Here is a 14,000-nt window from a genome sequence, read left to right on the forward strand (position 1 = left end):
AAATTATTTAATTAATTTTCCTGCCTGGTAAACCTGTTTATCAACTTGCTCAAGTGCCGCAACATCAACTAATGGATTAGCCGATAAAACCAAAAAGTTAGCTTGCTTGCCTTTAGTCAAAGTGCCGCAATGTTCATCAACCTGCAGCAATTCTGCCGCATACTTGGTTGCACCCAGTAATGCCTGGAGCGGAGTTGCGCCAACTTCTACCAGCAACTTCATCTCGGTAGTCGTACCGTTATCAAAGCGATTAAATGGCGTACCGGCATCTGTACCAACGACCACTCGCACACCGTGCTTGATAGCCATACCAACATTATTAAAGAATAGTTCCTTGATTTCCGCGTTTTTATTACGCATATAGTCTGGTAAAACTCCTTCTGGTGCATCAGCAATACATTGTGGTGCATTAAGGGTTGGAACCAAGCAAATATTATGGTCTTTCATATAGGCAGCTTGCTGCTCATCGATAAAGATTCCGTGTTCGATTGAATCAACCCCTGCCTCAATTGACAGTTGAATTCCGCGATTTCCTTGTGCATGAGAAGCCACAGTCATATGTTTGGAATGAGCTTCTTCAACGGCCGTATTTAATTCCTCAGCGCTCAGTTCAGTATCATCAACGCGGTCAGTTGGCGACATCACGCCACCAGTTGCCATGACCTTAATATTTTTCGCCCCATGCTTAAACTCTTCACGCACTGCCTGGCGCATATCACTGGCTGAATTGGTCAAATGTCCCCAAATTGTGTCACCATCTTCACCTTCTGGAAAATCACCGTGACCACCAGTAATGCTCATTGGTCGGCCTGACGGAACAATTTCTGGACCCAGGACTTTACCTTGTTGCATTAACTTCATCAGCTTCACATCAGCGCCAGAAAATGCACCACAATCACGAATCGTAGTTACTCCATTTTTAAGTAAAGTTTGCAAATTCTTTAAAGCATTTACCGTAGCCTCGGTTTCACTAACAAATGCCGTTCGATTATTCATTGGATCCATTGTGATGTGAGTATGCGCATTAATTAACCCTGGAACTATGTATTGTCCATGCAAATCAACTGTTTGCTCGGCCGCAGGCGCTGGACCCGTGCCACTAGCCTGAATAAGCCCCTGATCATCTACCAATAACCACGCATTATCCTGCATCTTAGCCGTCTCAGCATCAAATAAATTACAATTAGAAAATAAGGTAGCCATATTTCCTCCTTTTTTAGATCAAAAATTAATTTAGTAATTTTATTTTAAGGTTAGCTTTACTTTTTTACAAGATTAAATTAAAAAAGTTATTGATTAATCCGAAAAGTTCTCTTATAATCGTAAGCATACAATTTTTACATATTATAATTTTATTTTAATTTAGGGGTGACATTATGAGTCCAGCGTTGTATGCCGTACTAGCTTTTACAGCAGTTATGCTTTTTCTAATGATAGGTGAATGGGTATCTTCCATTACTAATGCATACGTACCATCAGTTTTTATTACCGCCGTCCTCTTTGCCGTTGGCTATTGGACGTTTTTACCCAAAGATATCGTTGCTAAAGCTTCCTTTGGGCCAGACTTTGCTAACATTTGTATTTCGTTATTATTGGTTCACTTAGGAACTTTAATGAATTTAAAGCAATTAATTCAGCAATGGAAAGCAGTCTGTATTTCACTATTAGGAGTTGCTGGAACCATTCTGCTAACTCTAACAATCGGTAGTAAAATTTTTGATTGGCACACGGTCATCGCTGCCGTTCCACCGCTAACTGGTGGTTTAGTTTCTGCACTGCTAATGACTAATGGTCTTAAAGCAGCTGGGATTACCGGTTTAGTTGCCTTGCCAATTGCCATGTTCGTTATGCACTCAGTAGTTGGCTATCCGTTAACCGCTTGGATGCTTAAGCGTGAAGGACGACGTGTTGCTGGTGAATACCAAAAAGGCAACCTGAGTGTATCAACTAGCCAAGAAGAAGAAACAGAACTTACTAAAAAGTCAAAATTACCAGAAGAATACCATACTGCATCTTTTATTCTCGTAAAAGTCGGTCTAGTAGCATTGCTAGCCAATGCGTTTTCTGCCTTTTTATTGAAAGTTCTTCACTTTGACTTAAATGCCAACGTAGTTTGTCTAATCTTCGGAGTTATTGCTCACCAACTCGGCTTTTTAGAAGACAGTGCATTAAACAAGGCTAACGTTTATCAATGGTTGATGTACGGCTTATTGGCTTATATCTTCTCGCAATTAAGCGTCACGACACCGCAAATCATCGGTAAAGTTTTCTTACAAATCGTAGTTTTAATGTTCTTAGGAATTTTAGGGATGTTTTTGGCTTCCGCAATTTTGGCAAAACCATTCAAGATGAGCCCTGAAATGGCCTTTGCATGTTCACTGACTGCCTTATTCGGATTTCCAGCAGATTATATTTTAACTACCGAAATTTGCCATAACGTAGCTAAGGATAAAGATGAAGAAGCAGTTCTGCTTGATCAAATGTTGCCGAAGATGCTAGTTGGTGGCTTTGCCACAGTATCAGTTGCCTCAGTCATTATTGCTTCCGTTTTCTTGAAGTTACTATAAAAATTCAAATAAATAAAAACAACTTTTCACGCAGAAATGAAAAGTTGTTTTTTATTTTCGGGGTATGAATAAAAGATATTTACTGTTTTATTTGATTTCAAAGACTGATTAATAGAAAAATTGATTATAGCCGAGACTGACCCACACATCAAAATACAAATCAGTTCACTTTTAAGTAACGATGACGTTGTGGTTGGCATATCCCTTTCGGGTCATACCAAGGACTTATATGATTCTCTAAAGTTAGCCAAAAAAAATGGTGCCAAGATTATTACCATTTCCAATGATTTAAGTTCACCAGTTTCTGAACTTGCCAACACCAAATTGCAAACTGCAGTTAGCGAATTCACTAGTATTGGTTCGGTGGCTGGACAAATTTCTCAACTTTATCTCTGTGATGTTTTGGCACGTGGCTACGAAAAATATACCAAGATTGATAGTAAGAAATTAAAAGAGAATGTTCTACGAGAAATCATGAAAAAAGAAATTTAGACCACACAAAAAGCACATGCCAACGCATGTGCTTTAATTATCTATGCTCAACTGTAAAACGATATAAGCCAAAACTCATCTGTCGCAAAATTCTGGTCATAATCACAGGATCAAACTCACTACTAGTCGACATTACCTGGGTATGCCCACGTTTTTCTACTAAATCATACTGAGTCTGCTTAAAGCCATTGCGCTCATAAAAACGCAAGCGACTAAGACGCTGCTGGTAATTTTCAGCTTCTGCAACTACTGGCTCAATATCTAGAATAATTTCTTTACTAGCAAATTCGTTTTTCAGAAAAGTTAATATTTTAGTGCCATATCCCTGACCGCGCAATTGGTCATTAATTGCCAAATAGGTCAAATAAATAACCGTTTCTCCTTCAACATAATAGGCCAACCCACAAAATTTATTTTGATCATAAAGTGCCATATAATGAACATTCTTATGCCAAGCCATCATTGTCAAAGCTATAACTGGAAATCGCTCCCATCCCGGAAAAGCCGTTAAATAGAGCTGCTTAAAATCATGATATTCCGGCTTACCCCACTTAACTTCTCTAAGTTGCAAAATAAATTTCTCCTTTAACTATTCAAAATCTAGACGATAAATTTGATTATCAGCAATATCTTTGACATCTGCTATTGCGTCTTCGAGATTAAATTCAGTTAAATCAACTTCTTCACCACCTAAAAAATCAATTATATCTGGATCAACTTGTCCTTGTTCGTATGATTCTTGATAATCATTCAATCCCCAAGTACCACCAATATCTTCAATAATGCCATAGCCTTTGCCCTTGATAATCTCAGTTGGTAACATATCTGTATTAGCAATTGCTTCAACTTTTTCAACCTTAATCGATACTTCCCAGTCATCACCAAAATCATACTTTAGTAATAATTCAGCATCTTTTTTAAGACCACTATCTTGCAGTTTAACAGACCCTGGAGTAAAGTCATCTGGCGCCAAATCAGCTTCAAGCAAATTTTCCTCAGTATCACATGGCATTAAATACTTAGTATCAAAAGTTGGTAATGCCAACATTATCATTTCTGCTAGAGCTTTTTGTTCTTGAATAGCTCCTCGTTTTAATCTACGCAATTCTGTTTGAATAATACTGCTACGCACATAAGTTAAGGCATAAAGATGCACTCCAGGAAACATCTTAAATAATGCCATTGTAGCATCTACTAAATAAACCATGTCGTGTTGACCATCAATTTTATAACGGCGCCAAATTTTAGTTTTACTACCTTTTAAAGTCGCTTTAAATTCATATAGATTATGCTTTTGCTTCATACTTTTTTTCCTTCATGTCCACTAAAATCGTTAGTATCAGTTTTAGAATAACATGCAGAATCATACTGAGCAATGGCTTTAAGTCTTTATTAAAAAGAACTTTTTGATAGATTTTAGAATGAACTTAACATTCAAAGTTCATTCTAAAATCCTACAATTAAAACATTTCAAATGTTGCTGAAAAAAGTTATATCCTTGGCGATAAATCAAAATTCAATAAGAAAAGTCTTTATAATATTTGTGATTGGCAAAAAATCACGGCTCTAATTACTGATAAAGAAGAATCTGAACAATTAGCAGAATTAAGAAAAAAAACTAAGGTTATTACTTGTTAAGCGTAACCTTAGTTATATTTATTAATAAAACACAAAGCGATAACTACAATTCATAACAAAATATAGTTATCGCTTTTTATTAAAACATTATTTACAATTTTTTAAAGCAGTCCGTAATTCAGGATCAACTGCATAAATGTACAAACCATGAACTCCTCTAGTCATTAAAACGTTAAATTCATTTCTTAACAATTTTTCAGCATAACTTTGACTTGAATGTAACTTATTAGTTGCCTTTTTATTTTGGCTTTCAAGAGGATCATGAACTATTTTTCCATTACGGTATTTAACGGATGGCCCTAAAACAACACCAACATAATTTAAATCAAATCCTTGTACTGTATAAAGCGATCCTATTTCTCCAATAGTATAATCTTTTTCAGCCCATGGAAGATCAGAATATTTTACTAACTTATTACGATGCTTCTTTTCATATGCATCACGTCTCTTAATTTCATGATTCCAAGGCATTTTCCAATTACCTTCTGAGACTTGCCAGTATTCTTGACCGACAGGAAGCTTAGCTTTGCCTCCAGAATATTGCCAGTCAAAAGTTGCTACCATCCTGCTTATGCCATTAAACTGAGTTTGATTTATAGTTGTAATTTCTTGTTGCATTTTCGCTGGATCATCAAATATTTTTATTTCATATTTGTTATCTTTTGGTATAGGTAAAATCTGATCTTTGTCTATTAAGGAGCGAATCCAATCTATTGTTGCTTCACTTGCATCGATTCTCATTTGATTCTCTAAAACTAAAGTTTCTCCATCAGTTTTATCGACTAAGTCAGACATATAATTTTCATCAATAATTGAATCTATCGACAAAATTTGACCAGGATCAAAGACTGCTAATACCACTTTAGCTCTTTTTAAAATATCCTCAATCATTCGCTTACCATGACCATAATATGCTTGACTATTTTGTGTCAGTAATAAATGTGCTTCATCAACTATAACTATATCATCTTTCCCTTTTATAGTAGTAGAGTTGATAAATGTGGCTGGTTTCAAAACTCTAATGTTAAATTCTTTTGGAAAAAGCTTGTTCACTATCTCTTCGTATACTTTTAATTGTTCATCTTGATTAACTATAATAGAAATCTTAAATTTTTTATTTGCTAATCTATTTTCATGAATTAGGTCATAAAAAATATTACTTACCAAAACAGTTTTCCCTGATCCTGCATTACCCTCAATCAAGATTAACTTTGCTTGATTATCCTTATTATTTTTTTGTAAAGCTCGATCAATTTTGACAATTACCTTTTCCTTAACTCGTTGCTGCTCAATGGTCAGCTTATTAAAAGGTGAAGCTTTAAAAATTGCTTTGTTTTTTAATTCATTGCGATCTGGAAATAAACTAGGAGACTTTTTATTTAACTTTGACCAAATTTTATCAAATAATTCGTCAAATTCGTCAGAATCATAATATTTATTTTGTTCATTAAAGCGCCTATTAGTCAATTTAGTAACAGTCGGTACACCACTCAAATACTGCATTAACCTATTTTCAATGTCTAATGTTATCGATTTATTAAAATGTTCTTGTCCAATTACAAAAATTTGAGCATTTTTTGACTCTCTGAAATCATCAAAATCTTCCCGTATTTCTGGATCTTCCCCAAGATGTTCTATAGTTCTTCTTTGAATATCATTTGTTTCACCAACATAAACTGAAAAAGTATTGTGCGAATTTCTTGCATTTATTACATAAACTGTAGGAAATTCTGTTAGTAAATCTTCTGCTTTTTTATTATTTTTATAATTAGTATGTATTATATTTTCTAATTTCATTGCAGTTTCAATATTATACTTTGTATCAAAAACAATTGGATCTTCAATATTTGAATTTAGCATTAATATTCCTCATTTAGCAATACATTTATAAGAGCCCTTGATCACAGTTTAATAGTAATAACTAAAAATATGATCATAATGATAAATACACTCCTAATTATTAAAAAGTTTCTTTAATTCGTCAAGTTAAGTATACATAAAGGTTAATCCATTGCTACTTCCAAATGGTCACTCATACATAATCACCTTTACTTATCTATATCTTTCCACCAATAATTCTCTGAACCTTTCACCAGGATAGATATATTTTCGCTTGTCATTAAGCTTAATGGTAACTAATCGTCTAAAATTAACAAAACGATTTATTTTTAAGGTATTCAAAACATTCCCTTCAAAAAAGTCATAAAGATCATACTTTTCATCAACTACTTCACGTTGAGCAAAATTTAAAGTTGCAATAACATTCCGATTTTTAAGTCTATCAAAAACAACTACTGGACTTGCTTCAAACATTTTATGAAGTGCAGCAAGCATTTTGGTATCGCCATCATAGAGTCTCAATAAATAGGTAACAATGAAACTACCCAAATCATCCATATCAGCTAGTTTAATATCAAATAGAAATAACGTAAACTTGCTAGCAAAATTAGATAATTGCAAACATTTGCGCCTATCAAAATAAAAAATTTTGGCACCCCATTCAGGCAATGAATCAGTTGCTTCCTGTTGAACTGTTTGTTCAGCGAGCTCTCGTTTAATTGGATCTGATAAATTTTGTGGCTCTACTATTTTGTAGCGCTCAAAAGTTTGCTTAGTCGCATATATAATCATGATAGAATTTCTCCATTTTGTTAATTACCCCGAACGCTATACTTAATATATTATATCGTACCTTTACTATTCTTTCCGATTAATCCACACTCGACAAAATAATTATACAATTCCTCATTAAATTTAGAATTAGCAATTGCATCTGCTCTTAGTGCTATCATTTTCATTATGTGTTCTACCATAAATTTTGGATCTTTACTTTTACTATACATAACAACGTGATAATTCTCATCAGTATATATTTTATATAAAAAATGTTGCCTAACAAAATCAACCCAATCAGTAAATTGACTAAAATACTCATTTTCAGTGGATTTCATACTTAGTTCAGCCCAATTTTCAAATATATATTCTAGGTATGAATCCATATAATCGTGACAGCTATTTTTTGACTTGGGACACATTAATTCTATCTTACTTTTAACCTTACCTCCCCTACCAATTTTAGAAGGTAGTAGCCAAAAGTTGGCCAGACAATGATACTCTTGAAAATAATTCTGTAAATACTTGGGCCAGTTATTGTAAGCTGTTCTTTGTGTTGAATTTTTGCCAGCTTCAGGTGTCAGATTGGCAATCCAGTTAAAACTATTTATAGTATCACCAGCAAAACTATTATTTTCAAATTTTGCATTTAAATAGTCAGACGGCTTACGCAATATATGCTGATTAGGAATAATATTTTGGTAGATTATTTCGTAATACTCCACTGCAAAATCAGTCATATCCTGATCAGGTCCTGAATAATACGATTGACTAGAATAGATCTTATTTTGATGTTTAAACAACTGATTCTTACCTGTTATCGCTTCAATTGGCATTAACAAAACTGTTTTTACTTGCCCAATTTTTTCTTTACAAATCATATTTATAACTAACTATTTTACAATTTTTCTGGTTCTTCCAAATTTACCAATAATAACCCAATCGTTTGATAAACATCGCGAATATCCTGCTGACAAAATCCTTTTACCCAATGATTGATAACAGTATATATAGCATTTGAAATCAACTCAACTTTTCTTACTGAAAAAGCAGTTCGGGGTCGTAAATACTCTTCAATAGCAAATGCTAATTCTTTACGCAATACAGCATAAAAGGTATAAGGGTCATTGGCAAGAGAAATTATATTGAAATAGAAAAACTTATTTTCAGCTATCACTTTAAGCAAACGATAAAAAATGCTATTAAGGTGTTCCGAGTTCTGACACTTCAGGGCTCTTTTCATTTGCAGAGTCAAAACTGACAAAAATAAATCAGAAAGGTTGCGATAATGATTATAAAATGTTCCACGATCTATTTTTGCCTCTCTACAAAATAGGCTAACGGTATATTTAGTACGAATATTTTTGGTTAATGCACTTTTTAAAACTTTTTCTGCACATGGTAATGTCATATATTTCTCCATATTTATTACTGTCTTATAATATAATTAAATATATCAATAAAAGCGCAATCATACAAGTGCTTTTTAAAATATTTTTTTGTCACTGACAGCTTGATACTTCAAAATGTGGATCTAAGTGTCATTTGGTAGTCTTAAAATCAGATTACTAACACTTTTAACTGAATGACTTGTAGCATCCGTATTAACAGGATTTTTTCTTGGTTTTGTTTAGCTAACGATAAGAGTGCTAATATGTTTAGCTATTATTTCAAAAAATAATACACTAAAAATGTATCAGCTATGCAATAAAGACGTTGATCACAGTGAGAAAATAAAATTCATGTTTAAGGCCTTTGTACATAATTGCAGGGCTGGGCTGTGCTTAATCTATCTTTTAATGACAGTGTAAAAGGGAATTAACCACAAAATAGAGCAAATTTAGAGCACACCACAGGCTATCCAGATTTTATAACAGGATTGCTAGAATCATATCAGAAAGAGAAAATGCCATACTAAAACAAAAGCGATATAAAATTCTGGCTGTACACTTTATCCTGTTGATGAGTACCTTGTGGTATCTTATTAACAGAATATTTTTTTGCAAAAAAAGAGGCCATAGTGCCTCACTTATATTTCCTAATACCACTCAAGAAAGATCGGAGTTTTACTATGTCCTCTATTGATAACTATTCAACTAAACTTTTGCTTGATATTAAAGATAATAATCTGATTTTTTCTAATTTTTATCTAGCTGACGATCAGGTCACCAAAATCCTGGTTGCCGAACTTATACTTCCTTGGTCTACTTGCCCTAACTGTCGTTACCCCTTAGTTCATAATGGTCATTATCTTTCCCGTGTTTGCTATTTGATTGCCAATGCCTCTAAGCCGCTTCAAATTGAACTGCATAAACAACGCCTATACTGCCTCACCATTCTTTTATGGCCAATAGCTCTCTAATTGACAAGCATTGCTCGATTGCTAATCCAGTCAAGCAAAAAATCATTCAAGACTTAACTACTGATCGGACAATGACTGACATTGCTCAGGCTAATAATGTTTCTGCCAACACGGTTTTACGCACCTTTACTAGGTTTAAACACTTGCCACAAGCTATTGATTATAACTACCTGCCGGAACATCTTGGTGTCGATGAATTTCTCGGGGTTGGCCGCCAATTACATTTTATCTGTGTAGACGATGATACTCATGAAATTATTAAAATTCTGCCCACCCGTTTAAAAAAAGAGATTATGGCTTGCTTTAAAAAATTTCCTCTAATCGTTAGAAGCCGAGTCAAAACCATTACTATGAATCTCAATGTTTATTATCAAGACTTGGCTCAGGAACTTTTCCCTAACGCACAAATCATCATTGATCGGTTTCACATTGTGCAAATGCTTAACCGCTCCTTTAACCAACTTTGCGTCCAAACGATGAAGCAGTTTAAGCATTCTGATCGCCGTTATAGCTTGCTCAAATATTACTGGAAGTCCTATCTAAAGCCATATAACCAGCTGGAAGTTAAACAAGTTAAGTATTACCAGCACTTAAAAGACCGCTTGACTCAGGAACAAATTGTGGAAGAAGGCTTGGCTGTTAGTCCTAAATTGCGTGCTACTTATGATTTGATGCAGGATTTCAGACAAGCCTTAGCTAACCACGACCCTAAGCAAATGAGTCAGTTATGCGATGAAGACGTTGCTCTCGGTGAGCAGATGAAAGTCACCCTTAAGACCTTTAAACATAATCGCAAAGCTGTACTTAATGCGGCCACTTCCAAGTATTCCAATGGCTGCGTCGAAGGAACCAACCGCAAGATTAAGCAAATTCAGCACACGGCTTATGGCTATCGTAACTTTTCCAACATGACTGGTAGAATTATGTTAGAAGCAAAAAATGCCGTACTAAAAGAAAATACTTTAAGCATGATTGCATAGAGTGCATCTAATTCATTATTTATCTTCATCAACAGGATTTGACAAAGAGCCAAAATTCTTACCAAAAATCAAGTAAAAAACCGAGGATGATATTCATCCTCGGTCCTCTTTTGCTCCGGCTGACAGACTCGAACTGACGACATCTTGATTAACAGTCAAGCGCTCTACCAACTGAGCTAAGCCGGAATATTAAAAAAAGCACGGCAACGTCCTACCCTCGCAGGCAGTTTCCCACCAACTACTCTCGGCGTTAAGAAGCTTAACTTCTGTGTTCGACATGGTTACAGGTGTTTCCTTCTTGCTCTTGCCACCGTACTTTTTATTCTCTTTGAGTTTTTACACTCAAAACTAAATATAATCTACTCTTTTACCGTTCCACTCTCTTACCAAATTGCACTCGCTTTTGGTCAAGTCCTCGACTGATTAGTACTAGTCCGCTCCAAGTATCACTACTCTTCCACTCCTAGCCTATCTACCTCATCGTCTTTGAGGTGTCTTACTACTTTACGTATGGGAAATCTCATCTTGAGGGGGGCTTCGCACTTAGATGCTTTCAGCGCTTATCCCTGCCATACTTAGCTACCCAGCTATGCCTTTGGCAAGACAACTGGTACACCAGCGGTATGTCCATCCCGGTCCTCTCGTACTAAGGACAGCTCCTCTCAAATTTCCTACGCCCACGACGGATAGGGACCGAACTGTCTCACGACGTTCTGAACCCAGCTCGCGTGCCGCTTTAATGGGCGAACAGCCCAACCCTTGGGACCTACTACAGCCCCAGGATGCGACGAGCCGACATCGAGGTGCCAAACCTCCCCGTCGATGTGAACTCTTGGGGGAGATAAGCCTGTTATCCCCAGGGTAGCTTTTATCCGTTGAGTGATGGCCCTTCCATGCGGTACCACCAGATCACTAAGCCCGACTTTCGTCCCTGCTCGAGTTGTCTCTCTCGCAGTCAAGCTCCCTTTTACCTTTACACTCTATGAATGATTTCCAACCATTCTGAGGGAACCTTTGGGCGCCTCCGTTACTCTTTAGGAGGCGACCGCCCCAGTCAAACTGCCCGTCTGACACTGTCCTAAATCTCGCTTAGAGATCCTAGTTAGAGTAGCCATCAAACAAGGGTAGTATCCCAACATTGCCTCTGATAATACTAGCGTACTATCTTCTCTGGCTCCTACCTATCCTGTACATGTTTAACAGCTACCCAATATCAAATTGCAGTAAAGCTCCATGGGGTCTTTCCGTCCTGTCGCGGGTAACCCGCATCTTCACGGGTATTATAATTTCACCGAGTCTCTCGTTGAGACAGTGCCCAAATCATTTCACCTTTCGTGCAGGTCGGAACTTACCCGACAAGGAATTTCGCTACCTTAGGACCGTTATAGTTACGGCCGCCGTTTACTGGGGCTTCAGTTCGAACCTTCGCTTGCGCTAAGCTCTCTCCTTAACCTTCCAGCACCGGGCAGGTGTCAGCACCTATACGTCGTCTTACGACTTTGCAGATACCTGTGTTTTTGATAAACAGTTGTTTGGGCCTATTCACTGCGGCTGGTTCTTACACCAGCACCCCTTCTTCCGAAGTTACGGGGCTATTTTGCCGAGTTCCTTAACGAGAGTTCTCTCGCTCACCTTAGTGTTCTCCACTCGACTACCTGTGTCGGTTTGCGGTACGGGTACATTAGCTCTCACTAGAAGCTTTTCTTGGCAGTGTGACTACTTCACCTTCGCTACTTTTATTTCGCTCCTCATCACGTCTTGTGATTATCGAAAGTAAGCATTTGACTCACTCTCTCACTTAACGCTTGAACATGGCTTCCAGCGCCATGCGTGCTTCACCTTCTGCGTCCCTCCATCGTTATTAACGATCTAATGCAGTACAGGAATCTCTACCTGTTGTCCATCGGCTACGCCTTTCGGCCTTACCTTAGGTCCCGACTTACCCTGGGCGGACGAGCCTGCCCCAGGAAACCTTAGTCTTTCGGCGGATAGGATTCTCACCTATCTTGCGCTACTCATACCGGCATTCTCACTTCTAAGCGCTCCACTTATCCTCTCGATTAAGCTTCTCCGCTCTTAGAACGCTCTCCTACCACGCATTACTTTCATAATGCATCCACAGTTTCGGTACTATGCTTAGCCCCGGTAAATTTTCGGCGCAGCGTCACTCGACTAGTGAGCTATTACGCACTCTTTTAATGATGGCTGCTTCTAAGCCAACATCCTAGTTGTCTACGCAACTCCACATCCTTTTCCACTTAGCATAGATTTTGGGACCTTAACTGGTGATCTGGGCTGTTTCCCTTTCGACTACGGATCTTATCACTCGCAGTCTGACTCCAGTGCGCAGATATCTGGTATTCGCAGTTTATCTGAATTCAGTAACCCTTGACGGGCCCTTCGTCCAAACAGAGCTCTACCTCCATTATCTTTTCTCGCACCAGGCTAGCCCTAAAGCTATTTCGGAGAGAACCAGCTATCTCCAAGTTCGTTTGGAATTTCACCGCTACCCACAACTCATCCCCGCAATTTTTAACTTACGTGGGTTCGGTCCTCCAGTGCGTTTTACCGCACCTTCAACCTGGTCATGGGTAGGTCACTTGGTTTCGGGTCTACATCAAATAACTACTGCGCCCTTTTCAGACTCGCTTTCGCTACGGCTCCGTCCTTTTATGACTTAACCTTGCTATTTAACGTAACTCGCCGGTTCATTCTACAAAAGGCACGCCATCACCCTTTAACGGGCTCTGACTACTTGTAAGCACACGGTTTCAGGTTCTCTTTCACTCCCCTCCCGGGGTTCTTTTCACCTTTCCCTCACGGTACTGGTTCACTATCGGTCACAAGTGAGTATTTAGCCTTACGAGATGGTCCTCGCTGCTTCAATCGGAATTCCTCGTGTTCCGACCTACTCAGGATACTGCTCAGCGTGCTTGAAATTTCGCTTACGGGGCTCTCACCCTCTCTGGCTTATCTTCCCAGATAATTCTGCTATCTCTTACACTACCTTTATTGCAGTCCTACTACCCCAAATGATAAATCATCTGGTTTGGGCTCTTTCCGTTTCGCTCGCCGCTACTATGGAAATCGATTTTTCTTTCTCTTCCTGCAGCTACTTAGATGTTTCAGTTCACTGCGTCTTACCCTTATTAGCTATGTATTCACTAATAAGTAATACAATTTCTTGTATTGGGTTCCCCCATTCGGATATCTCCGGATCTCTGCGTACTTACCGCTCCCCGAAGCATTTCGCTGTTTGTCGCGTCCTTCTTCGCCTTCTTGTGCCTAGGCATTCACCGTGCGCCCTTCTTTTCTTGACCTTACCTATAAGATCTTCTCTCTCGGTCG

10 protein-coding genes, 1 tRNA gene, 2 rRNA genes and 1 pseudogene are annotated in these 14,000 nt (G+C 37.6%); 4 read left to right on the plus strand and 10 right to left on the minus strand.

Features of this window, described 5'->3' with window-relative positions; genetic code table 11:
• Positions 1-3: 3 nt before the first annotated feature.
• A complete protein-coding gene (locus tag OZX56_RS06445; protein WP_277126067.1) occupies positions 4-1,203 on the minus strand; it encodes an amidohydrolase family protein in 1,200 nt (399 codons plus the stop codon).
• Between the two features lie 185 nt (positions 1,204-1,388).
• Between OZX56_RS06445 and OZX56_RS06450 the strand changes: the two genes are divergently transcribed.
• Both OZX56_RS06450 and OZX56_RS06455 read left to right on the plus strand, forming a co-directional pair.
• Positions 1,389-2,567 carry a hypothetical protein gene (locus OZX56_RS06450; RefSeq protein WP_277127017.1) on the plus strand — a complete coding sequence of 393 codons (1,179 nt, stop codon included), beginning with the start codon at positions 1,389-1,391 and terminating at the stop codon, positions 2,565-2,567.
• 120 nt (positions 2,568-2,687) lie between these two features.
• Positions 2,688-3,059, plus strand: a complete 372-nt coding sequence (locus OZX56_RS06455; RefSeq protein WP_277126066.1) for an SIS domain-containing protein — start codon at positions 2,688-2,690, stop codon at positions 3,057-3,059.
• A gap of 37 nt (positions 3,060-3,096) precedes the next feature.
• Here OZX56_RS06455 and OZX56_RS06460 read toward each other — a convergent pair whose 3' ends face one another.
• A complete protein-coding gene (locus OZX56_RS06460) occupies positions 3,097-3,630 on the minus strand; it encodes a GNAT family N-acetyltransferase (RefSeq protein WP_277139328.1) in 534 nt (177 codons plus the stop codon).
• Between the two features lie 18 nt (positions 3,631-3,648).
• Entirely contained in the window at positions 3,649-4,362 is a 714-nt protein-coding gene (locus OZX56_RS06465) for a hypothetical protein (RefSeq protein WP_277139329.1), read from the minus strand.
• Positions 4,363-4,526: 164 nt separating this feature from the next.
• Between OZX56_RS06465 and OZX56_RS06470 the strand changes: the two genes are divergently transcribed.
• Positions 4,527-4,697 carry a hypothetical protein gene (locus OZX56_RS06470; protein WP_277140364.1) on the plus strand — a complete coding sequence of 57 codons (171 nt, stop codon included), beginning with the start codon at positions 4,527-4,529 and terminating at the stop codon, positions 4,695-4,697.
• Positions 4,698-4,784: 87 nt separating this feature from the next.
• Here OZX56_RS06470 and OZX56_RS06475 read toward each other — a convergent pair whose 3' ends face one another.
• The 4 genes from OZX56_RS06475 to OZX56_RS06490 all read right to left on the minus strand — a co-directional run bounded on the left by OZX56_RS06475 (position 4,785) and on the right by OZX56_RS06490 (position 8,733).
• Positions 4,785-6,557: a DNA/RNA helicase domain-containing protein gene (locus OZX56_RS06475; RefSeq protein WP_277139330.1), complete on the minus strand. Its 1,773-nt coding sequence runs from the start codon at positions 6,555-6,557 to the stop codon at positions 4,785-4,787.
• A 192-nt stretch (positions 6,558-6,749) separates the two neighbouring features.
• Positions 6,750-7,328, minus strand: coding sequence for a hypothetical protein (locus tag OZX56_RS06480; protein WP_277139331.1), 579 nt, complete (start codon positions 7,326-7,328; stop codon positions 6,750-6,752).
• Between the two features lie 50 nt (positions 7,329-7,378).
• Positions 7,379-8,191 carry a hypothetical protein gene (locus OZX56_RS06485; RefSeq protein ID WP_277139332.1) on the minus strand — a complete coding sequence of 271 codons (813 nt, stop codon included), beginning with the start codon at positions 8,189-8,191 and terminating at the stop codon, positions 7,379-7,381.
• A 17-nt stretch (positions 8,192-8,208) separates the two neighbouring features.
• Positions 8,209-8,733: a TetR-like C-terminal domain-containing protein gene (locus OZX56_RS06490; RefSeq protein WP_277139333.1), complete on the minus strand. Its 525-nt coding sequence runs from the start codon at positions 8,731-8,733 to the stop codon at positions 8,209-8,211.
• Positions 8,734-9,381: 648 nt separating this feature from the next.
• On the opposite strand from OZX56_RS06490, the pseudogene OZX56_RS06495 reads away from it, so the two are divergent.
• Positions 9,382-10,652: pseudogene (locus OZX56_RS06495) on the plus strand (ISL3 family transposase).
• A 113-nt stretch (positions 10,653-10,765) separates the two neighbouring features.
• On the opposite strand, the gene OZX56_RS06500 reads toward OZX56_RS06495, so the two are convergent.
• The 3 genes from OZX56_RS06500 to OZX56_RS06510 form a co-directional block, all read right to left on the minus strand.
• Positions 10,766-10,838: transfer RNA gene (locus OZX56_RS06500), tRNA-Asn, on the minus strand.
• 12 nt (positions 10,839-10,850) lie between these two features.
• Positions 10,851-10,967 (minus strand): 5S ribosomal RNA (rrf, locus tag OZX56_RS06505).
• Positions 10,968-11,055: 88 nt separating this feature from the next.
• Positions 11,056-13,972, minus strand: a 23S ribosomal RNA gene (locus OZX56_RS06510).
• Between the last annotated feature and the right edge of the window lie 28 nt (positions 13,973-14,000).

The sequence above is a fragment of the Lactobacillus sp. ESL0684 genome, from assembly GCF_029392675.1.
Taxonomy (GTDB): Bacteria; Bacillota; Bacilli; order Lactobacillales; family Lactobacillaceae; genus Lactobacillus.

What these genes read in the sequence shown, in the direction of transcription:
- OZX56_RS06490 (WP_277139333.1), bottom strand. Translation starts at nt 8,733, where the DNA reads ATGGAGAAATATATGACATTACCATGTGCAGAAAAAGTTTTAAAAAGT.
- OZX56_RS06465 (WP_277139329.1), bottom strand. Translation starts at nt 4,362, where the DNA reads ATGAAGCAAAAGCATAATCTATATGAATTTAAAGCGACTTTAAAAGGT.
- OZX56_RS06445 (WP_277126067.1), bottom strand. Translation starts at nt 1,203, where the DNA reads ATGGCTACCTTATTTTCTAATTGTAATTTATTTGATGCTGAGACGGCT.
- OZX56_RS06485 (WP_277139332.1), bottom strand. Translation starts at nt 8,191, where the DNA reads ATGATTTGTAAAGAAAAAATTGGGCAAGTAAAAACAGTTTTGTTAATG.
- OZX56_RS06475 (WP_277139330.1), bottom strand. Translation starts at nt 6,557, where the DNA reads ATGCTAAATTCAAATATTGAAGATCCAATTGTTTTTGATACAAAGTAT.
- OZX56_RS06480 (WP_277139331.1), bottom strand. Translation starts at nt 7,328, where the DNA reads ATGATTATATATGCGACTAAGCAAACTTTTGAGCGCTACAAAATAGTA.